Origin of the sequence: Paenibacillus farraposensis (assembly GCF_020736845.1) — a bacterium.
GTDB classification, from domain to species: domain Bacteria; phylum Bacillota; class Bacilli; order Paenibacillales; family Paenibacillaceae; genus Paenibacillus; species Paenibacillus farraposensis.
In genome coordinates this window covers 365430-391538 of the sequence record NZ_JAFFQR010000112.1, presented here as the reverse complement: position 1 = coordinate 391538, position 26109 = coordinate 365430, and the positions used below count along the sequence as shown (strand labels likewise).

The window sequence follows — 26109 nt, the reverse complement described above, 5'->3', positions numbered from 1 at the left end:
AGAAATAGAGGAGGTTTGAGAAACATGGCCAAGAAAGCACCGGAAATGGAAGAGTACAAATATGGCTTTCGTGACGAACACAAGTCCATTTTCCAAACAGGTAAGGGTCTCACTCCGGAAATTGTAAAGGAAATCTCCAAAATTAAGGGTGAACCGGACTGGATGCTGGAATTCCGCCTGAAAGCATTGAAGCAGTTTGAAAAGATGCCAATGCCTAAATGGGGCGGAGACATGGATGAGCTGGATTTCGATGATATCCAGTACTATGTGCGACCATCCGAGAAACAGGGAAAAACATGGGAAGAGGTTCCTGCAGAAATCAAGGAAACGTTTGATAAACTGGGAATTCCAGAAGCGGAGCAAAAGTTTTTGGCTGGTGTATCCGCACAATATGAATCCGAGGTTGTCTACCACAGCATGCAAAAGGATCTGGAAGAACAGGGCGTTATTTTCATGGATACCGATACGGCGTTGCGTGAGCATCCTGAAATTCTGAAAGAGTACTTTGCAACGGTTGTGCCTCCTGCGGACAACAAGTTTGCAGCATTGAACAGTGCGGTATGGTCAGGCGGCAGCTTTATCTATGTACCTAAAGGCGTAAAATGTGAAATTCCATTGCAGGCCTACTTCCGTATTAACTCGGAAAATATGGGTCAATTTGAGCGCACGCTTATTATTGCCGACGAAGACAGCTTTGTGCATTATGTAGAGGGCTGTACGGCTCCGATTTACAGCACAAACTCGCTGCATAGCGCTGTGGTGGAAATCATTTGCAAGAAGAATGCACGCGTTCGTTACACAACGATCCAAAACTGGGCACCAAACATCTACAATCTGGTAACCAAACGTGCGGTTGCGGAAGAAAATGCGACGATGGAATGGGTCGATGGCAACATCGGTTCCAAACTGACGATGAAGTATCCGGCCGTTGTACTAAAAGGCCGCGGAGCTAAAGGGATGGTCTTGTCCATCGCAGTTGCGGGCAAAGGCCAGCATCAGGATGCAGGGGCGAAAATGATTCACTTGGCCCCGGATACCACTTCTACCATTGTATCCAAGTCGATCAGTAAGCATGGCGGTAAAGTAACGTATCGTGGATTGGCTTCATTCGGCCGTCAGGCTCAGGGTGCAAAATCGAATATCAAGTGTGATACGTTGATATTGGATAACCAGTCGACCTCCGATACGATTCCTTATAATGAAATCATGAACGACGATATTACGCTTGAGCACGAGGCGACGGTTTCCAAGGTATCAGAAGATCAGCTGTTCTATCTGATGAGCCGTGGCTTGACCGAAGCAGAAGCGACGCAAATGATCGTTATGGGCTTTATCGAGCCGTTCACCAAAGAGCTGCCGATGGAATATGCGGTAGAAATGAATCGCTTGATCAAATTCGAAATGGAAGGTTCTATTGGTTAATGCCTTTCATCCCTTTTCTTATTACTGGATATATCGTTTATAAGAAGTAAGGGAACGTTTTCAATTTTGTATTACAACTACAAATACGTGTCTGTGGTGGCCTTGACGTTTGTGTATCCAAGATGCTCAGACACGTATTTTTAATTTGTACCAGCATGGCATGATTGGCTATCAAGAGGATTGATAGTTGCTGTGAAGTCTATTGGTACCCGTTGCCCATGCTGCTTTTGTACCATAAATAACGACATTACCACGTCCTGTACAACAGGGAATGCATTGCCCCAGCCATTCGTGTCTGTAGCCCATACAGGATTTGGATATCTGTAAAGAACAAAATTCCCATCTGTTTGCATGATTGCATAGTTAACTGCTCTGCCGTTCGTACGACTGCTCCATAGGACTATTCCTCGACTGTATAATACAAGACTGCCATCCTCTTGAAGAATCAATGTGTATGCTCCATTTGCCGATTGTAGACTCTATCCTTTTAGAAGCATCTGTCTAGGCAGTAATCTGTCCACGTTCCCACTCCTTAACATAATATAGATTACCTTGTGCTCTACCTAAAAAACGTGGTCTGAGATCATAAGAGTGCATTCCAAAATAATATAGTTAAGTGAAGATGGGCACCGGAGAAGGGAGGAAATGGGGAGATAAAATTAGGGTTGGAATTGCGGATAGTTACCTAGCACAAATAGATGTTTGCTTAATAGGATGTTGTGATGTCACATAATCCTAAGGAGGCATGCAACGGATGCAGAAGAATAAAACTGCAGTAAAGAAGAAAAGCATCTCTTCTAGACAAACACAAAGGCATGTGCATGAATTTGAAGGCAGTACCAAACTGGCTGAGCAAGGTGCAGATCGGCATAATCATCGCTTTGCAGGTGTAACCGGGCAGGCAATTCGACAAGGAAGAAGCCATATCCATGAAATTGATCTAACGAAAACTGATTTTTTGAACCATTTTCATAATCTGAGAAAGATTAGAACAGGACCTGCTATTCCGGTCGGAAATGGTAAACATGTACATTTTGTTACGGGCCAGACTACATTAAATGATGGTCATGTACACCAATTTAATTTTGCAACTTTGATTCAGCAACCGCTTGTTTAATACGTTCCAGAAATGGCTTGTAAAGGGATGGAATTGCATTTATCTATAACATAAAAAGAGGCATCCTTCACAGGAAGATCCTGCGGATCAAGGATAGCCTCTTTACATTCGTGCAGCCTGAACTTTCGGCAGAAGAATTCGTTCTACCGAGGTAACCCCGGACATCGGTTGCAGGTCAGGTTTCTAGATAGATATCTATGATGGCCACATGGCGTTCTTTGGACAAATCTATATACTCATTTTCGCTAATTTTCACGAGTGGTCTGAAGTAGTCCACCGGATTGTTCAGAACAATCGTTCCGGTCTGGCCTGTAGTGAGAAGAACCTGCTTATTAATAAAATTCGGAAGCATATGTCGAATGAATACCTGAGTAGCCTCGGGATTCAGATGTCCAAAGCTCATACTATGCAGCTCGTTCAATACCGTGAGCAATTCCTGTCTCGTCTGATACACACGATCAGAAATCATAGCGCTGTACACGTCGGCAATAGCCGTGATACTGGCGAAAGGATGAATCTCTTCCTTGAGAAGCCCATGGGGGTACCCGCTTCCATCTTCGCGCTCATGATGCTGCAAGGCAACGATGGCTGAAATCTCATCACTGGTCGAATTGCGAATAATATCAAAGCCATAGAGGGTGTGTTTCTTCATTTCCTGATATTCTTCAGGCGTTAGCTTATCAGGCTTATTCAAAATTTCATCTGGTATCATGGACTTGCCCATATCGTGCAAATAACCGGCTTTGCCTGCGATATAAGCCTCTTCTTCTGTATATCCCAGCCATGTGGCAATGTAATACGATAGTACACCCACCTGAAGAGAGTGATTATACGTATAGTGATCTCCCCGTTCCATAATTAACAGCATAGATACGACATCTTTTTGATGAGTCAGCTCCGAAATGAGGGGACCGAGTAGCTCATCCACTCGAGATTCATCAAATTTTCCAGTAGCGGAAGCTTCGAGAAACATGCTCTCAAACCCGTGGATTGTCTGCTCTATGAGGGGGATGGCGCGTTTGAGGGATTCGGGGGAAGCCGGAACATCGGGGGCAAAGTCAACCGAGATGCCTGCTGAACCATCATCAATGTCGATATAATCAACACCGTGCATGATGAGTTTGGAAATATCCTCATGTTGAAGCTCGGTGCCCTGAATCAAGACTGGCACACCGTGCCTGTTATATGTATCGGATGTAAGGCGATCTCCTGGCTTGGCATCGGTAACGTGAACTCTCATGATGTGATAACTCCTTGTTGTCCAAATTTGTCGAAAATACGAAACAACCCTAATATATCAAGAATTATATGGGATGACAACGACTAATTTACTATTATTCCAACCTGTAAAATAGGTCCTTGGAACTTGTTCAGCTCAGTTGTAGACGAAAGTCATGTTAATGTTTTTCATTGCGTTTATGACCTAAGCTTGTAGTGAAGCCAACTTGCCGAGTATGGCCTCCATCCACTCCTGTACCATAATACTTAAGAAAATGGTATGCTTAAACATTAGAAGCTCCAAAGTCGATATATGAAGTAGAGGAGGGCGGTTATGGAGATGACGACTCGGCAAACGTTGACCATTTTGCATACGAACGATATTCATAGTCGTTTTGGCAGTATGCCTTCGATAGCCGCAATGATTGAGGAACAAAGAGCCGCATTAGGGGATGCGCTGCTCGTACTGGATATAGGAGACCACATGGACCGGATGGCCCCAGCAACGGAAGGAACGCTGGGTGGGGCAAATGTGGATGTTATCAATTTAACAGGATACGATGCGATTACGATCGGCAACAACGAAGGGCTAACTTTTACCCCGGATATCATTGAACAAGCCTATGCGGGAATTCACTGTCCGGTCGTATGCGGCAATATGATAGAAAGTGCCACGGGGGAGAGTCCTTCGTGGATGAAGCCAACTTTAATTTTGGACAAAGCAGGAATCAAGGTCGGTTTGCTTGGCGTGACGGCTCCTTTTACGGAGTTTTATCAGTTGCTGGGCTGGGATGCTCTTGATCCGTTCGAGGTACTGGGAGAGCAGATCGCAGCACTGAGAAAACAGGTTGATATTTTGGTTGTGATGTCGCATCTGGGTTTGCCTTTCGATGAGAAATTAGCGGCTCAATTTCCTGAAATTGACGTCATTCTTGGAGGCCATACCCATCATGTGCTGGAGAAACCGCTTTGGATTGGTGACACAGCTTTATGTGGAGCGGGGAAGTTTGGGACGCTGCTGGGTAAAGTGACACTAACACGCAGCAGTAGTCAGGAACGGTTTCGAGTTGCGTCAGGCGGTGTAATTCCCGTGGATACTGCGCTGCTAGATGAAAAAGTAGCTTCAGCCATCGTGCTTCGTCGCAGACAAGCAGAGCGTGCCTTGGAGCGCACGGTAGCCGTGACGGATCGGGAACTGGGGATTGCATATGATCAGGAGTCTCCCTTCGGGAATTTGCTGGCACAATCCGTGTCGCACTTTACAGGAACAGCCATTGCGCTGGTTAATGCGGGGCAACTGCTCGGTCCGCTGCCAGAGGGGGATATCAGCAAAGGCATGCTGCATTCCTTATGCCCTTCGCCGATTAATGCCTGTATTATGAAGCTGCGGGGAAGAGATATTCGGCTGGCGCTGGAGCAGTCCTTATTGCCTGAATTTGCGAACAAACCAATGATGGGGTTTGGTTTTCGAGGTAAAGTGCTTGGCACGATATGTGTTGCTGGTTTGGAGATACAGTATGATCCGGACCGTGCTCCTTATGACCGGATCACGGACCTTCGTGTAGCGGGTTATATATTGGAAGAGCATGAGGAATATACGGTCGGTACGCTGGATATGTTCACTTTCAGAGCAGGTTATGAGGTGCTTGCTAACGGATCGGAGCTCCGATTTATGCTTCCACAATTTTTACGGGATTTGATTGAAATGGAGTTGAAGCGTCCGGGCGCGATGGAAGAGTGTTTTGCTGCTAGGTGGCTTCAGGTATCAAAATAATCGGGAGAGGATTAAGCTGCGACTGGTACCTGTTACATTATTGAGAGCCGGCATGAAGCTGGGCAAAAAAATATACAATGAAAATGGAATGGTGCTGCTCTCGGAAGGTGTTGAGCTTACTTCGCGATTGATTGAACGTCTAGGTCAAGTTGGTATTGGATATGTATACATTGAGGATGCGGTGACCGAAGATATCGTAATTCCTGAAATGATCCATGAACAGACCAGAGCCGAGGCGTTACAGGAGATCAAAAAACAGTTTCAGGGGTTGTCATCCTATTCCGTAGATCATAGACCTAACTATTTGGGGAAATCTTTTTATAAGGTGATGGAATCCATCCTGGACGATATCGGAAGCCGCGAGGATGCGATCATTATGCTGATGGATATCGGGGCAGCGGATCAAGATTTGTATCATCATTCATTAAACGTATGCCTGTATTCGCTTGTACTGGGAATAGCCAACGGCTACAATAACAACCAACTGATGGAGCTGGGAATAGGTTCAATGCTGCACGATATTGGAAAAATGAAAATTTCTCCTCAAGTGCTGTATAAGCCGGGCAAATTGACGGATGAGGAATATGAGCATATGAAGACTCATACGGTGATCGGCTACAAGCTCCTTAAAGATGAACCGGGGATTCCCTTGCTGTCAGCTCACTGTGCATTACAGCATCATGAGCGTATCAACGGCAGCGGATATCCGAACGGTTGGAAGAAGGACCAAATCCATGAATATGCAAAATGGATCGGTCTGGTGGACTCATACGATGCAATGACTGCAAGCCGGATATACAAGCAGGCCTTGCTGCCTTATGAAGCGATGGAGGTGCTGTACGCCGGTGCAGGTACGCTGTATGAGCAGCGGATGCTGGAAGCTTTTCGTGACTGTGTGGCGATTTACCCCCTGGGACTCTCTGTGGTACTCAATACAGGCGAAGAGGGTGTCGTAGTACGTATACATCCCAAAATTCCACAAAGGCCTGTTATTCGGATTGTGAGAGACCGGGATGGACAGGAGCTGAAAGCACCTTACGATGTGGATTTGTCTATATCCCTTTCAGTTATGATTATAAATACACTGGGGGCTAGCGTTGTCCCTCTCGAAGGAATATATGTAGATTAGCGAAAAATATGGATGAGAACATGCAGACGCTTTACACATCATGATATGATATTTATACGTTTTTTTAGGTTAATAACAGAAATAAGGTGAAAACATAATGACAGTTCTACAAAACGACACACTTCCCCAAATATCGCCAGCGTATGATCCGTGGGACCCGATTGTCTCGCTGCGTTCACATGGCCGTCATTTGCTGACGAGTGTGGAAATGACCGTGACGCATCTGTGCAATATGCGCTGTGAGCATTGTGCTGTTGGCGACATGCTAGTCACGAAGGAGGCTCCATTCCTTCCGCTAGATTTGATGCTGAGACGGTTGGATGAGGTCGAACATCTGCAGACCATTAGTATTACGGGCGGAGAACCTGCCTTGCTTGATAAAACGGTCGACGAAGTGATCGTTCCACTACTGAAATACGCCAGGGAGCGCGGCATCCGGTCGCAAATTAACTCCAATCTGACATTGGATATCCGCAGATATGAGAAGATGCTTCCTTATCTGGATGTCATGCATATATCGTTTAATTATTTGAATGCGGACGATTTTTATGAAGTGGGTTTTGCAAATACCGGACGTCCGGCTCCTCGCGCGGGTGCTGTGGGCCTCTATGAGAAAATGGTGGAGAATGCCCGTAAGCTAAGCGAGATGGGAATGTTCATTTCCGCTGAATCCATGATCAACTATCGGACACACATGAAGCTGGACGGCATTCATCAGTTAATCAATGAAATGGGCTGCCGACGGCATGAGGTTCATCCGATGTACGCTTCCAATTTTGCCTCTGCCCTGCCCGTGCTCTCACTGGATGATATGCGCAATGCTATCCATAAACTGCTGGATGTTCGTAACCAGGATATGTGGATGTTATTTGGTACGCTGCCTCTCTTTGCTTGCTCTGACCAGGAGGAAGACCGCAAGCTGCTTCGTCGTCTGCGCCAGGAACGGAATGTTACGGTTCGTAATGATCCAGACGGGAGGAACCGCGTTAATGTGAATATGTTCACGGGCAGCGTATATGTGACGGATTTTGCAGATATCCCTGCTTTTGGAAACATTCAAGAGCGAGATCTGGACGAAATCTTCGATGAATGGCTGAATGAGCACCCGCTTAATCAGACCGTCAACTGTCATTGTGATGCTGCTGCTTGCTGCGGACCGAATCTGCTCGTTGCGGATATGTATTACAAGGGCATGGATTTTAAATCAAGAAAAGCATTAGATCTTTAGGCATTCTGCATCATTTCATTCGCGGCTTCCAATCGGCATTTCAAGATTGAAATGCTTTAATTTGCATGATTATTTCACGATGAAGCTATGCAAGTCCTATGATGCCAAATGCTATCTATAAGAAATGGGGAGTTCGTATTGGAAGGTCATACCGAGTTTCATTGGGGATTGCTAGTTGTGAATCTCCTCTTGGTACTGCTGCTTGTCTTTCTCAATGGTGTATTTGTGGCCGCAGAGTTTTCGCTGGTCAAAATGCGCCAATCCCGATTGACGCAGCTCCAAAGCGAGGGTCATCGCCTGGCAGGCTATGCGCTGAAGGTGAACCAAAAGCTGGATGCGTATTTGTCCGCCACCCAACTAGGCATTACGTTGGCTTCATTGGGCTTGGGCTGGATCGGTGAACCGGCGGTATCCGAATATCTGGTTAAGCCGCTCATGTATACCCTCGGTGTAACAGACGGTAGACTGATTACAACAGTGTCTGTTGTCGTCGGATTTTGCGTCATTACCTTTTTGCATATTGTATTGGGCGAACTGGCTCCAAAGTCTCTGGCGATTCAGAAAACCGAAGGAGTGGCGCTATTTTTATCAGCTCCTTTGCTGCTCTTTTACAAGATTTTTTTGCCTGTAATCTGGTTGTTGAATGCGGCTGCGAATTTACTGCTGCGGACCTTCGGCATTGAGCCAGCAAGTGAAGCTGAAGCGGCGCATTCGGAGGAAGAGATTCGGATATTGATGAACCAGAGCGCCAAAAGCGGTGTGATTGACAAGGATGAAATCAAGCTAATGGATAATATATTCGATTTTTCCGACTTGCTTGCCCGTGAAATTATGCTGCCCCGTACGGATATGGATTGTTTGTACACAAACTTATCGTTCAAGGAAAATGTGAAAATCATCAGTGATACCAAGCATTCTCGCTACCCGGTAGCGGTTGAGGATAAAGACCAGATTATTGGCTTTGTTCATATTACGGATCTCCTTTTAGCGGAGCAAGGGGAAGAACTGGATATAACCTCGGTAGTACGTCCTATTTTAAATGTACCGGAGTCGATGGAAGTGAGTCACGTGCTCCGTCTTATGCAGAAAAAGCATTCCCAAATGACACTTGTGGTGGATGAGTACGGCGGAACGGCCGGATTACTGACAGCAGAGGAAATATTAGAGGAAATCGTCGGTGACCTTTATGACGAGTTTGAGGATGAGCGCCCGAGCGTAGAAATGAAAGAAAACTTCATTTCTGTAGACGGCCGTATGCTCATTGAGGATGTCAATGACTTGACAGGTGTGAACATTGAAGATGACGAGGTCGATTCTATCGGCGGCTGGCTGTTCAAGGAATTGGAGGGCAGCCCGGTGAAGGGAAAGAAAATAGAGTTTTATAACCTGACCTTTGAGGTGGAAGAAGCAACCAGGCTTCGTATTATGAGAGTTAAGATTCACCGCAAGCCTGAACCTGTGATTGAAGATGAGCTTACTACCGACTCCTGATCCCGATAAAATAGATGCGGGTCGATACAGGTATGTAAGTTATTATAGAAGGATAAAGAAGGAGCCTTTGAATCCACGTGCTGTGGCTTGAAGGTTCTTTTTTTTATCTGTAAATTCTTGTTCGAGACTTGGGCGATACGGCATATGTTGAATAGTAAAGCAGATGGATCAATCAAAGGAGGTCCTGGCCCGTGAAATTTCCCCAGCAAGGTGAGTTTGCACCGTTTGTCGGTCCGTTCGATCCGTGCCCGCCCGTACTGTGCAAGACTTATGTGTTACCACCCAATCTGTTTTTATCCTTTCAGCCCCCTGGCCTGCCGCAATTCAGTCCGGAAGAGGCGCTGACGAGAGGAACGTTATGGCCTTTGCTTTTCAGCCCTTATCAGCCTAAGAGAAATCAGGGGGGAGGCGAGTAACATGGAACATCCAAATCAGGGTCAGACCCACAGCCAGTCTCAACAGCCACACGAGCAAGAAAACCAGCATCAACAGCAGAATCAATACCATAGTCCCTATTCCAATCCATATCAGTACCAATATCAAAACCAGTATCAAAGCCAAAACCAGTATCAAAGCCAAAACCAGTATCAGAGCCAAGCCCAGGACTACAATCAAGCCAGAGACCCGGCCCCGGGCTTTACGCCCCATACCAAAGCGGGGGATGCCCAGTTTTATGCGTTATTGGAGAAGCTCCAAGCGGTGGATTTTGTGCTGGTGGAGCTGAATTTGTATCTCAATACGCACCCGGATGATTTGCAGGCCATTGAACAGTTCAATAAGCTCACACGAGAAAGAACTGCGATTGCTAACGAGTATCAGCTCCTCTATGGACCTTTGCAGAACTTTGGCCGTGCCTATTCCAAATACCCTTGGGAGTGGAATCAGTCCCCTTGGCCGTGGCAGGTATAGGCAGGTACAACCTTTGATAAAGGAGGAACATGAATGTGGATATATGAAAAAAAGCTGCAATATCCCGTACGTGTAAGTAAATGTGATCCTCACATGGCCAAGTTGCTCATGGAGCAGTATGGAGGAGCGGATGGGGAGCTCGCCGCAGCTTTGCGTTACCTGAATCAGCGATATACAATTCCCGATAAGGTCATTGGAGTACTGAATGACATCGGAACGGAGGAATTTGCCCATCTCGAGATGATTGCGACGATGATTTACAAGCTGACAAAGGATGCGAGTGTGGAGCAATTGAAAGCGGTCGGTCTGGGCGAACATTATGCGGCACATGACCGTGCGTTATTTTACCAAAACGCAGGTGGAGTTCCCTTTACAGCGACCTATATTCAGGCCAAAGGCGATCCGATCGCCGATTTGTATGAGGACATTGCGGCAGAGGAAAAGGCGAGAGCTACATACCAGTGGCTGATTGATCTGACAGATGATGTGGATTTGCAGGATAGCTTGAAGTTTTTGCGTGAGCGCGAAATCATCCATTCGCTGCGTTTCCGCGAGTCTGTGGAAATTTTAAAGGGGGAACGGGACCGGAAGAAAGTATTTTGAGGAAATAGATATCTGATGTCTCTTGGCAAGCTCAAGGCTTGCAGGAGGCTTTTTTCTTTGGAGGAAAACGATTCTGTTTTCCTCATCCCTGTTCTAGTCGTGCAAAATACTGCTCGTTATATACAACGCTCGGATGAGTAGGATGGTCATGCATAAGCTGACGGTGACCATGCTTTTTGCCCCTCCGTGGAAAGTTGGTATAATCCCTATTTTATTGGGATGGCTTGCTCATTATGTGGCAATCCGATGGAGCGAGCAGTGGCTGGATGTTGATCATAAATTCAACCGGACTTTAATAAATTTAGAAAGTCAAGGTCTGACACACGGGGGGAGGCATGAAGATTTGGAATTAGTGCGTGCGGTCAGGAACGTATTTTACACTGGATGGAGGCGTTGACACATGCGTATACTTATCGGCAGCCCGGTGCACCAGAAACCTGAAATTTTGATTTTATTTCTTCAAGCATTGGAACGTTTGAAAGCACCTGACGTACCGCCAGATTATTTGTTTGTCGATGACAATGATAACCCGGCCTCCAGCCAGTGGCTTATCGATTTTGCCGATCGACTGCCGGGCCAGGTTCTGCCCATGCTGACAGGCTTGCCGCAAATGGAGAACCGCAGCAATGAGCACACGCACTATTGGCCGCCTGCTCTCGTCTGGAAAGTGGCCGGCTTCAAAAATCGTCTCATTGATTATGCGCTGCAGCATGATTATGACGCACTATTTTTGGTCGATTCAGACCTGGTTCTCCATTCCCAGACCTTGTGCAGGCTGGTAGAGACGGAGAAGGATATTGTATCCGAGATTTTCTGGACACGATGGCATCCGGAGGGGGTTCCGCTACCTCAGGTGTGGGTCAGTGACGAATATAATCTGTTTCACCGCGAAGAAGGTGAAGTATTATCAGCAGAGGAGCGAGCACACCGCGAGCTGCATTTTTTACATCAGCTACATGTTCCGGGCTTGTATGAGGTAGGCGGTCTGGGCGCCTGCACCTTGATCCGCAGACGGGCGCTGGAAGCGGGAGTTCACTTCGGTAAAATCAAAAATGTTTCCTATTGGGGAGAAGATCGACATTTTTGTATTCGGGCGGCTGCATATGGATTTCCACTTTTTGTAGATACGCATTATCCGGCCATGCACCTGTATCAGGAAACGGATCGGGTGAAGGCTGAGCAGTTACTTTCTGCTTTAAGCTATTTTACTTCGAAAGCTGCTCATGCAGATTTCCCGGATTCTCCAGACCATTCCCCGTCCTTCAATCAATCCACATCATCAGAAACGCCTGAGTTCACTGAAGCTTCAGTTATACCGGATGATCTCCGTGAGTCTGCTGTCTTTGCCAAGTACACTGCAGATTCATTTGGCGTGCCGCAAGCATTTTCCGGACCACGACAAAGTGAGCTTCATACACCTCCTGTCTCCAGGCCCAAACTGACGCTGAGCATGACGGTGTACAATGAGGCGGAGCAGAAGCTCTCAGATGTGCTCCGAAGTCACCGGGAATACATTGATGAAGCGGTCATTATTGATGACGGCAGCCAGGACGGCAGCGGTGAATTGTGCCGGGAGCTTTTGAAAGGGATTCCGCTGCGTTTGATTCGGAATGAAACAGCCTCTTTGACAAATGAAGCAGGATTGCGGAAGCAGCAGTGGAGAGAGACGTTATTCTCCTCCCCGGAATGGATTTTGAATATGGATGCTGATGAAATGTTCGAATCCCGGTTTGCTCAAGGGGTGCACTCTTTGTTAGAAGGAACGAAAGCCGATGCGATTTGCTTCAGGCTGTATGACATGTGGTCTGCCACACATTATCGCGATGATGAATATTGGCAGGCCCATCGGTATTATCGTCCATTTTTAATTCGATACAAGGAAGGGTTTGCTTATAAATGGAAGGAGCAATCCTTGCATTGCGGGAGATTTCCCGATAATGTGCTGGACCTTCCCAGTGAGATCAGCAACTATCGCATCCAGCATTGGGGATGGTATACACCTGCTATTCGCGCAGCTAAACTTGAGCGGTATCAACTCCTGGACCCGAATGCTCGTTATGGCTGGAAAGAACAATACGAATCGATTTTGGACCCCAATCCCCGGCTTACGCTTTGGGTGGATCAGGATAGCAAGAATATAGAGGACGGACCGGCCTCTGAGCACGAAGATATCCATCACGCTATTACTGAGGAGGTCGTCAAGGTCGCTAGTGTTCAGGTTGAAAGTGATCCGGAGCCGGATATCCTGGAGGAAACAAAGGACACCTTTTATGAGAAGGAAAAAGGGCAGGGAAAAGAAGCAGTGCAGGGCGTGAAGTGCAAATTATGCGGCTCGTCTGAAACAGGCGTATTTCATCGATATAAGCATTTTATATTGCTGGGGTGCGGGTCCTGTGGATTGGTTTTCCGCCATGATGTAGATCGTATACAGTCTGAGGAGATGATTGCAGAGATTTATAATGCCAAATGGGTTGACATGCGGGATAGTGCTGAGGCTTCAACCTACGGGGACTATGCTCTTTTTGGAGTTATGCTGCTGGATATGTTCAGTCCGGGTAAAGGGAGATTGCTCGAAATTGGATCAGGAACGGGAGAATTTATCCATGCCACGCTTCAAAGCGGATGGGATGCCGTGGGGATTGAGCCTTCTCTTGACTCGCGTGCTTATGCCAAACACAAATATGACGTAGATTTATTGGCAGGTTACTGGAGCGATAAAATTAAAAAAATCACTCTAACACAAGAAGCGTTGGAAACGCAAAAAATCAGTGAAATACGGGAAATGAATGAAGCTCCAACAACAGAGGAGGAGATGGACTTATCCTTGGATAACCCATTCGAGGCCGTTGCATGCTGGCATGTACTAGAGCAAATTGCGGATCCGATCGCCTTTTTGGCAGATTTACGCGAACACCTTCAGCCTGACGGGACGTTGTATATTACAGTGCCGAACAAAAACTCATTTACCAATGAGGCTTACGGAGCTTATTCACCTATATTTACGGAGAAAGATCATTTGTATCATTATTCGGAGCATACGCTGGCGCTTCTGCTGGAGAAGGCAGGCTTCCGTCCGGTGTCTTTGTTTACCCGCCAGCTTCCCGCTGATTTGGATGCTTTACTGCAAGCCCATCCGTTGTACGGTGAACTTGACTTTACGGAACAAATGGGGCTGCTGGCCAAACTTCAAGGCGAAAAACGGGGACATGAACTCTGCTGTGTCGCAAGAGCCATTTGATCATTGACGCCTGCGGGATGACGGGATGCTTCTGCTGATGTTTGATTATCGGTATGGGCTATGAGGTTTACACAGACCTCTCTTATTGCTTATCATGAGAGGGGTTGAAGTTGTAAACCTACATAGGAAAGGAATGACTGATAACTACATGAACAATGCACCTGTGTTGAAGAAACCTGAGGCTATGGTATTTGATATGGACGGAACCCTTTTTCAGACAGAGACGCTGCTGCTTCCTGCGTATCACAAGCTGTTTGATAAGCTGCGGACCGAAGGGCTTTATAAAGGGGAGACTCCTCCCGAAGAGCTTATTTTGAATAGCTTGGGCATGCTGCTGGATGAAATCTGGAGAAGAGTGATGCCGGAGGCCAGCGAAGCAGCCCATAGAAGAGCAGACGAGCTGTTGCTTCAGCTGGAGCTGGAAGGCTTGGAAAACGGAAATCATGCGCTGTATCCGCATGTTAAAGAAACGCTTCAGGTCCTACATGAGCAGGGGGTTCGGTTGTTTGTCGCAAGTAACGGACTGGAGGATTATGTAAAGGGGATCGCTGCTGCTTATGAAATGGTGCCCATCTTTGAAGGATTGTACAGCGCCGGGGAGTACAGCACGCTTTCCAAGGTGGATTTGCTGAAAATTTTGCTCAGCAAGCATCATATTTCAAACATATGGATGGTCGGAGACCGCTCCTCTGATGTGGAAGCGGGAAAAAAGAACGGGCAGACGGTTATCGGCTGCGCTTATGCCGGATTTGGCGTGAACGACGAGTTGAAGGGTTCCGATGCGATTATTACGGACTTCACGCAACTGCTTACGCTGTATAAAAACGCCGAGTAAGGACGCACCACTGATTGCTGGTTATAAATACGTTTGATGCGTCATATACCTTAAGAAACAAAACAAAGGAAGGCAGCCACTTTACGCGGAGCCTTCCTTTGCCTTATTCTCTGCTCCATCTTCTGATTTGGTATCCATCTGCGGCTTGGGATTAATCTGTGTGTTGTAGACCCACAAGGCGTATTCCATGGGTCTGGCTATAGCGCGGCGGTAGGTCTCCTTTTCGCCAATACGTGAAAACACCTCGCGGGCCGGCTTCGGATTGACCTCCAGCACGTAAATATGACCGTCCTTGCTGATTGCCAAATCAAGTGCAAGTTCACACAAGGCTCCGTAGCTTTCCTCCAGATAAGCAGCAATATCCAGACCGAGCTTTTCCCCCTGCTTGATGATTTTCTCTCTATGATCTTCAGCCTGAATCCACTGGGCCAGCAGTTGATTCATCGGCACTGCCCTGCCTCCGCCATGGAGGTTGGAGGTGACGCTTCGATGCGCCCCAATCCGTCCGGCACACCCGGTTAATTCCCATATTCCTTGGCCATTTTTCTGTACCAGCATGCGGTAATCGTGGACCCGGCCATTCGGCAGCTGTACAGGAATGCCTTGCTGAACAATGTAGTCATCCATGTTCCAATTGTGCAGACGCGGCTCAAGACGGTCCAGCCGGACCCGCTGCTGGGGAATGATATGGCGTTTGTGATTGCGACCTTCAACTAAATATAGGCCCCCTTGCTTTTTTACGGGCTCAATACGCAAAATCCCGCGTCCTCCTGTGCCGTTAATCGGTTTGAGGTACACCAGTGAATTTTGCTTGAGCATTCGCTTTACGCTATGGAATCCTTTGAACAGCTCGGTCGCAGGCAGATGGGGGCGAAAGGCAGCCCTTTTCGAAAGCTGCTGATGGATGGCCCATTTATTGCTGAGCGGTCGGTTTAAATAGACCAGGTCAGTATACTTCAACCGAAATTGCTTCAATTGACGAAACCGCTCACTACGCTGTACCCGGCAGCGATCAAAAATCATATCCGGGAATCTTTGCCATTTTCGAGTCCATTTCCCATTGTGTGGGTCATAGAGTTGGGCAAGGAGAAGTCTGTGGCTCTTATGCACATCTGCAGGAGTGAACACAAATATTTCCAGCCCCAGTTTTCTGCCTTCTGTAATCATGAGCTCATATATATCGCGCTCCTCCAGTTGCTTCTTATTGTTCAAATACAAAGTCATAATGCCTAGGACAGGTTTTGGCACAGCATTCCACCTTCCTTTGCCGTCTGCTCATCTTCGGTTAACTCTCCGCGAAATATCAGCGTGGGTTTTCCGGTCGGTCCAGTCGTCATTTCAGTGGCAACAAGCCCTGCGCGAAAACAGGTTTTGAGACTGGCTATATTGTCGGCGGCTACGCTGCACGTCAGGTGGTGCAGCTGTTTGAGCTGGGCGGACAGCAGTCTAGCACCCAGTCTGCGGCCCCGGTAAAGCGGACGAACGATTACGATGCATGCATCCTTCCCGTAATTCAAAGCGAGGGAAAACCCTGCAATCCTCAGCCCCTTCTCTGTGCGCACATATGCGCACAGGAGAGAGGAGCCGGGATTGCCCAATTGTTCCGGCGTTAAGACGGCCAACTGCCGCAGAGCATTGCGAGTAATACGCATGCCGCCTGAACTGCGGGCGAGAAACAGTAATTGCCGTCGTCTTAGCAGCCAGCTCCGGGTGGGCAAATGTTGAACATCACTAATTTCCGGCATGATTCCACTTCCTTGATCATGATTTCATTCGTCCGACCAAAAAGGAGCTGTACTGGAATATGCGTCTAAGCGATTTTTGACGGATTTCCGGCTCGTCGAACTTCATTGGTTTGGCATTGGCTTCAAAAAACCAGAGAGTTCCATTCGTATCCACGCCCAAGTCCATGGACATTTCGCCGTGAGAGAGGCCGGAGGCACGCTCGATTTGACGTGCAATCTGAGTGGCTGTTCCTTTAATTCTGTTCATCAAATCCGCGCTTTCCTCCAGTCCAAACATAGAGGAGAGGAGTTTAAACGGGTCCTCCACACTGCCACCGCGCGGGACATGGGTTGTAATGCTTCCTTTACCTGCCAGTCTGGCACCAATTCCGGTAACGCTCCACGAGCCGCGGGCATTTTTTTGTATCAGAATACGCAGGTCAAACGGTTTTTTCTGATAGTTTGCCAGCTCGATACCTTGCTGAATGATATAAGGTGAATTCGCTGCTTCCCGGCGGATACGTCCCCACAGCTGGGATAAGGACACGGATTTGTAGGTTACGCTTTTTTTATCATGCTGAATGGTCAGCCTGTAGGCCATTAGATGCTCTGGCCGAAATTTGAGAATCATAATCCCCTTTCCGGCCTTGCCATTTTCCGGCTTGAGATACAGGTAGGGATACGCAGACAGCATCTTGCCCAAGGAAGACAGGCTGTTTAACCGTTTGGTTGCCGGAACGAGCTGACGAGTGGATTCCGAGGCACGCAGCCATTTGAACAATTCCCACTTGTTAAAAAAGCCCGGATTGTACAGCTCGACGCCAGAAGTGTGTGAAATCTCCTCCAGCTTTGTGCGAACAGAAGGTTTTAGCTCATATTTGCGGTAAGGGATACGATTATAAATGACCTGTGGAAGCGGGAAATTTTGCTCCTCCCACGTTTGTAGGCTTTTGTTGAAGATATAGCCCTTGACCGTTTCAGCTGTCAGCTTCAGGTCCCTGACGGTAACGATGTACACCTGGTAGCCCATCCGTGTTCCTGTTTCAAGGATATCCCTAAAGTTACGCTGATTCCCTTTGAAGAATTGCCCCTCGTCGTGCACGGTCAATACAGCAACGACTGGTTTTTGCTCCGCCTGAGTTTTCATAGTTCCTCTTTTCTGCGGAATTTACTGAGGTAAAGGCAGTGGTCTAAAATATGCTCCACGGATGCTTTACCCTCCGCACGCAAAGATGGATGCTGGAAAATGGATCGACCGGGCTTGGAGTTGGCTTCAAACATCCATACCTTCTCCTGCTGATCAATCCCCAGATCGAAGCCGATTTCACCCAGCAGATGCTGGTGATGGTTCTCAATGGCTTCCGCAAGCGTAACCGCTGCATTTTTGGCACGCGAAAGCACCTCGTCCGCCCGGTCTCCAAATACCCGTTCCAGCGCTTGCTCCGGTGTCATCAGGGAGCCGCCGTTTTTAATATGAGTCGTGACACTGCCACGTCCGGCTTTTTTGGCTCCAATTCCGACGACGACCCATTGGTTATTGCCGTTCTTGTGCATGTGAAACCGGAAATCAATCGGGCAATTGTCAATCTCGATCAGCTGAATTCCCTGCTGAATGACGTAGCCTTTTAACGTCTGGCCCTGATTGGAGTGAAGCATGCGGAGCATAGAGTTAAAAGAGTTAAAGCGCAGCAATACATTGCCATTTTTTTTACGGTACCTTACAAAATAACCTTGCTTGGGCACATGGGAAAGCCGGTAGATCCCTTTGCCAAGACTGCCTCCGCTTGGCTTGTAATAAGCAAATTGATGACGCTCCAGCATGCTTCGGATTCGTTCAGAACTGGGATTCATATAGGACTCAGGGACATAGCGGTTGACTTCCGGATTGCTTTCCAGCAGATGATAGATATCTGATTTATTAAAAAAGCTCCAGTTAAAAAAAGGAATCCGTTTGCGGGAAAACCGTTCGCGCAACTGATTAATTGTGGGTGAAAAATCAGCACGGCGGCTCGGTAAACGATTATAAATTACATCCGGCAGAGATACGTGTTTACGGGTGAAACCCCCGTTGGATGACAGAAAATAGCCGTTAATCGTATCATTTTGCCAGTTGATATCCCGAGGGGTGAAGGCAAAAATATAAGATTTTTTGCTGCCCTCCTTCAGCAGTTGCTTAATAAAGGTCGTGCGTGATCCAAAAGGGCGAGTGGTGGAGGAGGTGCCGTCAGACAGCACTCCAATCAACGGCCCTAGCTGTACTTCGCCGTCCTGATTCCGCAAATTGATGGGCCCGCTTTTGGGTACACGGATTGCATTACGCAAGCCGGAGGTCAGGTATAAATGACGACCCGTTTTTTGAATCGGTTTTATGGTGGCGGGAATCTGATCCTTACCGAGTCGCAGGCGAATGGACTTGGCTCCGGATAATTTAAGGCTTTTCAACAAGGTGGTGGATATATAAGCCACCTTGTCGGGCTGCTGCGAGAAATGCACATTACAATGCGTTAGACTCATCTGTTTATCCTCCTATACCGTATGTTCAAGGGAGGCACCCGCGCCCTGCGGCCCCGTCGCTTTGGATTGGGTCATTAAATATCGGGCATACTCGAGTGGGCGGTTGATCGACCGAAAAGCACACTCCGGCTCGCGGATCTGAAAAAAGGAAGCCCGACCAGGCCGGGAATTAACCTCCAATAGCCAGATGTTCCCATCCCGATCAATACCATAATCAATTCCCAGCTCGCCAAGGCGGCCATATCGTTCCTCCAGCGCCCCGGTAATGGTCAGGGACAGCTTTAGCATCTGCTCCATGATGAGACGTGTGCTGTCTACGCCAAATTGTTCACGAAGGTAAAGCTCTGCCGGATGCGCTTTGCCTCCACCGTGCAGATTGGAAGTCAGAGTTCCTTTCCTGCCTTCTCTCACGGCAAAGCCCGTCAGGCACCAGAGGCCGTGGCCGTCCTTTTGCAGGAGTGCGCGGACATCGAAGGGATGGCCGCTTTGGCTCGTTAATTTCAAATAAGGCTGCACGATGTAGGCGCGTTTGTGTGCTATCCCGTTGATCCAAGTCAAGCCTGCATCCAGCTCGGAAAACAAACGCCGGAACGGGCGGTTTCGGGAGTCTCTGCCCCGTACAAGCAGTCTTCGTTCTCCTTCCGCCAGGTGGAGATACAGCGTTCCCTTTCCGTGTGTTCCGGCCTGCGGCTTCATAAACAGCCTCGAATGGCGGCGCAGCCATTCTGCAAGCTGACCCGTGTCTCGGTAAGGTACCGTAGGCGGGACAAAGGGACGCACCTCATCTACCGCGTGCAGAGCGCGGTATACCTGCCACTTGCCGGGCAAGTTGCGCGACCAGTAGAGGAGTTTGCGTGACTTCTGCTTTGCCATGTCTTTCAGCTTGTGTCCCACATGCTGGCTCTCATGAACATGGAAACAGCGGTTATACACGATATCCGGCAGGGGAAAGCGACCGGATGCCCACACTCCGTTACGATAAGCATAACCTCGTATAGAATGATTTTCAGGTGAAACTCCTTCGGCGGTAAACGCCAATACACGGAGACCGGAACGCCTGCCCAATAAGCTTAGCCTGCGGCAAAAATCAGCTTCGGTTATGGGGGGGACGGCGGTCTGATTCCGGCTAACGAGCACGCCCAGCGTGCCTGGCACGACAAGAGACACCGACAACAGCTCCTTTGGCAGCCGGACTCTGGAAGAGTGAAATTCATTTGAAACCGGCTGAATAACAGCAATAATCAATCATTTTTTTCACGGACGGACGGGTTTTCTGATCATTTAATGGAGTATTGTCATTTTTCGACGGTTTGGAATTGACCTCCAGCAGCCAGATGCGGCCTGTGTTGTCGATGGCCAGATCAATACCAAATTCCGCAAAATGGGCGGGGATCGCCTTCTCAACTCCGCTTGCGATATTCAGGGCTGCTGTCTTGAGCAAGTGAGGGCCAGTCGATTTGATCGCCGCGGGCAATGTAGTTTTAGCCAGCGCTTCTTTGACCGTACTCAGCGTGCCGCCTCGCGCCAGATTGGATACAAAGTGGCTCCCCCCGGCAATCCGGGCCACAATGGAGGTCACCGTCCAAGCCCCGGTTGCATTTTTTTGCACGAGCGCACGAAAATCGACCGGACGCTTACCGTGATCAATCAGGGTGAGTCCCTGCTGCACCTGAAAGCGTGTTGTTTTCATTTTTTCGGCCAGGCTTTTGTACAGCTTCTCGACACTGGCATACGTTTTCTTGCGGGGTGTCCCCGCTGTCGTAGCCAGCGTGGTAAAGGTACCGTCCGCTTGCTTGTTAATCCGCATGATGCCTTTGCCCAGACTCCCGCGAACTGGCTTAAGAAAAATGGCGGGATACTGGGTGCACATTTTTTTGAATACGGCCAGGGTTTGCAGCAAGTGAGACTCGGGTAAATACTTGCGCAGGGAAGCGTTAGATTTAAGCGCATCAAACACTTCATTCTTATCCAGAAACTTTTCATTAAAAATAGTTGTCCCGTATTGCGATTTTACTTCTTTCATGAAATGCTGTACGCTAGTTCTGTTCTCGAGTTTGCGAGAGGTAAGTCGGTTATTGACGACATCGCCAACAGGCATGGCCGCCTTTTTCCAGCTTCCGTCGTACACCCATCCCTGAACCCGACCGGGCTGGCGTCCGATATGCTCCGGGGTGAAGAAATACACATATGCTCCTTGTCTGCGACATTCCCCGACCAGTTCATGGCAGAACAGGGTGATTGGCCCGAAGGGCTTATCGGGCTGTTCGGGATAGTCCCGGCTGACCAGCACGCTAATAAGCGGGCCCACTCGAAGTGTCCGGCGGCCTCGGCTGTAGGTTACTCGCAGCTCACAATTGGATTGAATACCCATTTTACGGGCCAGCACGCTTCCCACACGTAGACCGCTGTAGCGGGGCACCGAAATGACGGTAACCTCCTGGCGGAACGAACCGAAGGCGAGCTGAACGGGGTGGCCTGCGGATATTTTCCATCTGCGGAGTAAGGACTCGCCGACCATGAGTACATCATCCTGCAAGATGCCCGATCCGATGATTTGAATCGTTGTTTTTTTGATGGACATCGTGGATCTCCTTCCGGGCAGCAACTTGATGTCTTGAAAGTAACGGGAAACGTAATGGGCTGTAATAGCACTGATTTATCATATGAGGACATATATCCCTTGGTGATTGACGGACAATGTGAAATCTTAAACACGAACTTGTTTGGAGGAATGAAACATTATGAATATCTATGACAAAGCCCATGATTTAGCTAAAGCATTAAAGGAAAGCAAAGAGGTGGAGGAAATTACGGCAGCCATGAAGCTGATTGAAGCGGACCCGGAAGCCAAGCAAATGCTCGATGATTTCCGTCAGCGCCAAATGGAAGTTCAGCAACGAATGATGAGCGGCGATATGCCGGCGCAGGAAGAAATGGAAAAGATGGAAAAGCTGTTCGAAGTCCTCAGTCTGAACCTCAATATCCGTCGTTTGTTCGACGCTGAGCGCCGCCTGAGTGTGATCATTGAGGACGTTAACAAAATTATTTCGGACAGCCTTCAACATTTGTACGGTTCGTCTATGTAAGTTTGTCTCATATTCCTTCCTGTCCGCTCATAGACTAGATACATAGAGTCACAGGGAGAGGAAGGGGTACGATTGGGTTCACTTAAAAAATGGAAACACGGTTTGTACACACTGATTGCGCTGGCTATGGTGTTTGTTGCATTACCGCGCATCTCGCTTGCAGGCGGTTTGAACTGGGTCAATGGCTTTGGGATCTTTTGGGTACTTTTTGCGCTGCTGATCATCGGGGCTAACCTCCATTTTTTGCTGGGTGTTGATGAGGAGAAGCTCAAGATGCTGGATCGTGTGCGGCGGGCCAAAATGCAGCAGTGGCAGATGAAGTGGGATAATAAAACAGACAAAGGCAGCATGCTGTGAATTTTCCAAGCACGGTAAAGAAGCGGTCCCTTGATTAAAAGGGGGATCGCTTTTTGCCATGTCCGAGGCAGGAATGTCCGGTAGAGAGAGTATCTCTAGCGGATGTTTTATTTTGTAGGAGCTGAGGGGGCAGGGATGATCGTATAGGCTTTCGCACAGCGTGGCGAATTACGTATGGAAGTGACAAGATTATGGCTACAAGGCTTTGTGGGGACGCCCAGTGAACAACTGATGTCTGTCCTCAAGCACAACGGTATTCATAATGCGCTGACGTATTGTATTATCGACGTGTGTGAGATCAAGCAAATCCCTGATGATGTTATAGCCATAGTTGAATTCATAGAATTTGTTCGAATAGGGCTGAATGATAAGTGTGGTTCCTTCCAAGCTCATAATATGCTCAAGATCAGCGCCTTCTGGAATGTTGGTGCGCCGAATGATCTGAATTTCAGTGAGGTCTGGTTGCAGCCCTTGTGCATGTATGACAGCAAGAATGTCTACAATCGCCTGTCCGAAACGCTGTGCTTGTATCGCAGATACGCCTTTATATTGCAAAGACAGCTCCCCGATCTGTGCTTGCCTGTAAGGAGCTTGAGCTAATTGCTTATCCTCTAGCGCCTGACCTACGGGGATGAGCAGATAGGCAGCCAGGATCAGGGCATTTATGAGCAGCAGCCAGCGTCCAGCCTTGGTAGGCCAATCAAAGTGTTGCCACAAATAAAAGCCAAGCATAAGCATGCTGAATAGTGTAATGGCGGCTATATTGCTCATATCTGGAAAATCGGGATACATAAAGTTCAGGGTAGGAGCGACATAATGAATGCGTTCCAGCCTGTAACCGTGCATAACCATGAACAGAAAGTAGACAATCACACTGCAGGCTAATGCATATCGAAATGGAAAGATGCTACAAACAAAAGCGAAAGCAATGGCAAAGCAGGTGAACTCTAGGATGGTCATGACTAGCAGAACTGTTGGTGTCGTCTCATACACCGTTTTGGTTAATACGAGTAGTAGCCCGCATGCAGGTAGTGTACATACGAGGCTGAACAGCGTGTAATGCAGGGCAATAAGCATGGGATGACGCCCTGATAAGCTGACAAAGTGATTCATACGATATTTGCTGTGCAACTTTAATACACTTAGCGTCAGATTCGTGATGAACAGACCATACAAAGGAAAGGTAATGGGAACCTCCTCGACAGTAAAAATTATCTTGCACAGGAACAGCAGTAGCAATCCCACGTAATAGGCCCAGATATGTTCGCTGTTCCAAAGCACAGCCAGCCAGATACGCCACATACGGATCATCGTGGAATCACCTGTTTCCTGAACAGGGAGGCACTCCACCACAATGCCAATATACTCCACAAGAGCAGCAGGCAGCGTAGGAGAATAAAGGAAGGCTGCAGAATCATTTCTCCAATAAAATCCGGGTTAAACCATAGCGCAAGCATAGGCTTCCGCTCGCTTTATGGGCTGCCAGCAGCCAATACCCTGAATCGAACAAAAGCATACATCCAGTTATGAGCAGCCAGACGGCAGCGATTTTCGCCAGAAAATACAAAGTAGGTTGGCGTAGATAGAAGACAATCGTACTCCGCTCAAAGGAACGCAAGCGCCCATTCCAAATGGATTGTACCAGCACAGGCGCGAGAATCACCATAAAAAGCATCTGCAGCTGCAGCATGGAAAGCCAATCCAGTTCAAATGAGATTGTCTTTTCTAAATAAAGGGTTGAGAGGGGCAAAAGAGTTAAAAAAAATAACATGCAAATAACCATGATTTGTTGCTTCAGCAGGAATCTCAAACTGAATCTAAGTTGAATCCAAAATTCATTCATAGTGCCCCTTCTTTCTATTCGCGTAGATATAGGCATGCTCAAGCGTAGCTTCCAGAGGAAAGCTATTCGGTACGGGTATGTCTGCAAGATAACGAATTTCTACACCATCAGCAGTGGCTTGCGAGGAGATAATCATCGTACTGCGCTGGATTTCATCCGGTACAATGGCTCCCCGATACAGCCAGACCTTTCCTTCTACGGTTGCGATGAAGGCAGGAATATCGCCCATATACTGTACCTTTCCTGCGTGCAAGACCAGTACATGCTGTGCGGTGAGCGCGATATCCTCAACAATATGTGTAGACAAGATAATAATACGATCACTAGCTAACGTAGTGAGCAGTTGACGGAACGATACACGCTCTTGGGGATCAAGTCCAACGGTAGGCTCGTCCACAAGAAGCAGCTTGGGATCGCTGATCATGACTTGGGCAATGCCTAGTCGCTGCTTCATGCCGCCGGATAATGCACGGAACCGCTTCTTGCGCTGTTCTATGAGCCCGACTTGTTCAAGCTTTTGCTCTATCTCACGCTTTCGTTGGGAATGCTGCCGTACCCCCTTTAACTGGCATACATAGTCCAAAGCCTCTTCTACCGTGACGTTTGGGAAAAAATCAAATTTTTGCGGCAAGTATCCGATTTGCTTGCGGATGGTATATATGTCTTATTCAACACGGAGATGGCCATACTGCACACGTCCCTTGTCGGGACGGATCAGCGTAGCGATGATCTCCATAAGAGTCGTTTTACCTGCGCCGTTCTCCCCTAATAAACCAAGCACTCCGTGCGTGCTGATCTCAAAAGAGATATCATTGAGGACGGGGGAATCGTATGTTTTCGATAATTCTGAAACTGTTATTTTCATATGAAGGCACCTGCTTTGTGATATAGTTAATCATAAATCGTTAAAATTCATATTATGATGGCTTAAAGGAGTTCAAGAATCGGAAAGTTTTATAACCTCATCAACTAATCCCATAGGTATAGCATCATGACAGGCTAGAATTATGGTTTTTTGTTTTATACTTTTTAAGTAATGTATTAATTCAAAAGCGATTTGTTTATTTTCTGTATCAAGTGCAGAGGTTATTTCATCAAACAAATAAATTTCAGCATCTACTAATAAAGCTCTGGCAAGAGAAAGCTTTTGTTTTTGTCCACTTGAGTATGTAAAAATATTTTCATCTATTTGAAATAAAGTATTAGTATCAGATGCATAGACATATTGTTCAAAATCATGTTTCAAAAACTTCATTGTTTCTGTTACAACTTCTTCATCCCAGATTTTCCACTTAACCGCTCCCCCTAAACTTTGATGTTAATTCAATTCATTTTATCAGTGTTAAAATTGTGTTATTCCGAGAAACTCTTTGAAATCAGAAATTTCTCGGAATAAATAATTACGATGCAATAGCATACTTTAAACTTTTTTTCTAACCATCAGAATCACTTCTTATACATAATTCAGAGCCACCAGTACATCTCCAGTCAAGGGCATCACATTCGTTGCAATAATCTCTTGCTTCGCAAGTCCAGCATGTTTTTGCAAGTGAGATTTCTTTGCTGAATCCCTTGTTCACTTTTTTGATTATTTTACCACTTTTTGAGTGTACTGGAAAAT

23 protein-coding genes and 1 pseudogene are annotated in these 26109 nt (G+C 47.5%); 13 read left to right on the top strand and 11 right to left on the bottom strand.

The genetic code is table 11. The features are described from left to right. The first annotated feature begins 24 nt into the window (after positions 1 to 24). Together sufB and JO375_RS20355 are read left to right on the top strand one after the other, a co-directional pair. A complete protein-coding gene (gene sufB, locus JO375_RS20360) occupies positions 25 to 1422 on the top strand; it encodes a Fe-S cluster assembly protein SufB (protein ID WP_229526177.1) in 1398 nt (465 codons plus the stop codon). A 754-nt stretch (positions 1423 to 2176) separates the two neighbouring features. Further along, positions 2177 to 2539 (top strand): YmaF family protein, encoded by a 363-nt coding sequence (locus tag JO375_RS20355; protein WP_229526176.1) that lies wholly within the window; start codon positions 2177 to 2179, stop codon positions 2537 to 2539. A 175-nt stretch (positions 2540 to 2714) separates the two neighbouring features. Here JO375_RS20355 and JO375_RS20350 read toward each other — a convergent pair whose 3' ends face one another. Then, the gene (locus tag JO375_RS20350; RefSeq protein WP_229526175.1) at positions 2715 to 3779 is read right to left on the bottom strand and encodes an HD-GYP domain-containing protein; all 1065 of its coding nucleotides are present in this window, start codon (positions 3777 to 3779) and stop codon (positions 2715 to 2717) included. 312 nt (positions 3780 to 4091) lie between these two features. Between JO375_RS20350 and JO375_RS20345 the strand changes: the two genes are divergently transcribed. The 9 genes from JO375_RS20345 to JO375_RS20305 all read left to right on the top strand — a co-directional run bounded on the left by JO375_RS20345 (position 4092) and on the right by JO375_RS20305 (position 14964). Continuing rightward, positions 4092 to 5531 carry a bifunctional metallophosphatase/5'-nucleotidase gene (locus JO375_RS20345; RefSeq protein ID WP_229526174.1) on the top strand — a complete coding sequence of 480 codons (1440 nt, stop codon included), beginning with the start codon at positions 4092 to 4094 and terminating at the stop codon, positions 5529 to 5531. Next, a complete protein-coding gene (locus JO375_RS20340; protein WP_229526173.1) occupies positions 5500 to 6660 on the top strand; it encodes an HD-GYP domain-containing protein in 1161 nt (386 codons plus the stop codon). Before JO375_RS20345 ends, JO375_RS20340 begins: the two co-directional genes overlap by 32 nt. Positions 6661 to 6757: 97 nt before the next feature. Continuing rightward, the gene (gene yfkAB, locus JO375_RS20335) at positions 6758 to 7888 is read left to right on the top strand and encodes a radical SAM/CxCxxxxC motif protein YfkAB (protein WP_229526172.1); all 1131 of its coding nucleotides are present in this window, start codon (positions 6758 to 6760) and stop codon (positions 7886 to 7888) included. A gap of 138 nt (positions 7889 to 8026) precedes the next feature. Continuing rightward, positions 8027 to 9379, top strand: coding sequence for a hemolysin family protein (locus JO375_RS20330; RefSeq protein WP_229526887.1), 1353 nt, complete (start codon positions 8027 to 8029; stop codon positions 9377 to 9379). A gap of 191 nt (positions 9380 to 9570) precedes the next feature. Beyond that, positions 9571 to 9795 (top strand): spore coat associated protein CotJA, encoded by a 225-nt coding sequence (locus tag JO375_RS20325; protein ID WP_229526171.1) that lies wholly within the window; start codon positions 9571 to 9573, stop codon positions 9793 to 9795. Between the two features lies 1 nt (position 9796). Next, a complete protein-coding gene (locus JO375_RS24850) occupies positions 9797 to 10288 on the top strand; it encodes a spore coat protein CotJB (RefSeq protein ID WP_322098762.1) in 492 nt (163 codons plus the stop codon). A gap of 33 nt (positions 10289 to 10321) precedes the next feature. Further along, a complete protein-coding gene (locus JO375_RS20315; RefSeq protein WP_229526170.1) occupies positions 10322 to 10891 on the top strand; it encodes a manganese catalase family protein in 570 nt (189 codons plus the stop codon). 400 nt (positions 10892 to 11291) lie between these two features. Beyond that, positions 11292 to 14129, top strand: a complete 2838-nt coding sequence (locus JO375_RS20310; RefSeq protein ID WP_229526169.1) for a methyltransferase domain-containing protein — start codon at positions 11292 to 11294, stop codon at positions 14127 to 14129. A gap of 133 nt (positions 14130 to 14262) precedes the next feature. Next, positions 14263 to 14964, top strand: coding sequence for an HAD family hydrolase (locus JO375_RS20305; protein WP_229526168.1), 702 nt, complete (start codon positions 14263 to 14265; stop codon positions 14962 to 14964). Between the two features lie 81 nt (positions 14965 to 15045). Here the strand turns inward: JO375_RS20305 and JO375_RS20300 are convergent, their stop codons facing one another. The 6 genes from JO375_RS20300 to JO375_RS20275 are packed head-to-tail and all read right to left on the bottom strand — an operon-like array spanning position 15046 to position 21783. Next, a complete protein-coding gene (locus JO375_RS20300) occupies positions 15046 to 16212 on the bottom strand; it encodes a YheC/YheD family endospore coat-associated protein (protein WP_229526167.1) in 1167 nt (388 codons plus the stop codon). Continuing rightward, positions 16194 to 16709: a GNAT family N-acetyltransferase gene (locus JO375_RS20295; protein ID WP_229526166.1), complete on the bottom strand. Its 516-nt coding sequence runs from the start codon at positions 16707 to 16709 to the stop codon at positions 16194 to 16196. Before JO375_RS20295 ends, JO375_RS20300 begins: the two co-directional genes overlap by 19 nt. A gap of 16 nt (positions 16710 to 16725) precedes the next feature. Further along, positions 16726 to 17835 carry a YheC/YheD family endospore coat-associated protein gene (locus JO375_RS20290; protein WP_229526165.1) on the bottom strand — a complete coding sequence of 370 codons (1110 nt, stop codon included), beginning with the start codon at positions 17833 to 17835 and terminating at the stop codon, positions 16726 to 16728. Further along, complete coding sequence (locus JO375_RS20285; RefSeq protein ID WP_229526164.1) at positions 17832 to 19202, bottom strand: YheC/YheD family endospore coat-associated protein; 1371 nt, start codon at positions 19200 to 19202, stop codon at positions 17832 to 17834. The genes JO375_RS20290 and JO375_RS20285 overlap by 4 nt, the downstream gene beginning before the upstream one ends. 12 nt (positions 19203 to 19214) lie before the next feature. Further along, positions 19215 to 20369, bottom strand: a complete 1155-nt coding sequence (locus tag JO375_RS20280) for a YheC/YheD family endospore coat-associated protein (protein WP_229526163.1) — start codon at positions 20367 to 20369, stop codon at positions 19215 to 19217. Positions 20370 to 20412: 43 nt separating this feature from the next. Next, positions 20413 to 21783: a YheC/YheD family endospore coat-associated protein gene (locus JO375_RS20275; protein ID WP_229526162.1), complete on the bottom strand. Its 1371-nt coding sequence runs from the start codon at positions 21781 to 21783 to the stop codon at positions 20413 to 20415. Between the two features lie 160 nt (positions 21784 to 21943). On the opposite strand from JO375_RS20275, the gene JO375_RS20270 reads away from it, so the two are divergent. Further along, on the top strand, positions 21944 to 22288 hold the full coding sequence (locus JO375_RS20270) for a YlbF family regulator (protein ID WP_229526161.1): 345 nt from the start codon (positions 21944 to 21946) through the stop codon (positions 22286 to 22288). A 72-nt stretch (positions 22289 to 22360) separates the two neighbouring features. After that, the gene (locus tag JO375_RS20265) at positions 22361 to 22645 is read left to right on the top strand and encodes a hypothetical protein (RefSeq protein ID WP_229526160.1); all 285 of its coding nucleotides are present in this window, start codon (positions 22361 to 22363) and stop codon (positions 22643 to 22645) included. Between the two features lie 195 nt (positions 22646 to 22840). Here the strand turns inward: JO375_RS20265 and JO375_RS20260 are convergent, their stop codons facing one another. The 4 genes and pseudogenes from JO375_RS20260 to JO375_RS20245 form a co-directional block, all read right to left on the bottom strand. Further along, positions 22841 to 23956 (bottom strand): hypothetical protein, encoded by a 1116-nt coding sequence (locus JO375_RS20260; protein ID WP_229526159.1) that lies wholly within the window; start codon positions 23954 to 23956, stop codon positions 22841 to 22843. 103 nt (positions 23957 to 24059) lie between these two features. Beyond that, positions 24060 to 24335 (bottom strand): hypothetical protein, encoded by a 276-nt coding sequence (locus tag JO375_RS20255; RefSeq protein ID WP_229526158.1) that lies wholly within the window; start codon positions 24333 to 24335, stop codon positions 24060 to 24062. A 145-nt stretch (positions 24336 to 24480) separates the two neighbouring features. Further along, positions 24481 to 25353, bottom strand: a pseudogene (locus tag JO375_RS20250) (ATP-binding cassette domain-containing protein). Between the two features lie 72 nt (positions 25354 to 25425). Beyond that, positions 25426 to 25743, bottom strand: a complete 318-nt coding sequence (locus tag JO375_RS20245) for an ATP-binding cassette domain-containing protein (protein WP_229526157.1) — start codon at positions 25741 to 25743, stop codon at positions 25426 to 25428. Between the last annotated feature and the right edge of the window lie 366 nt (positions 25744 to 26109).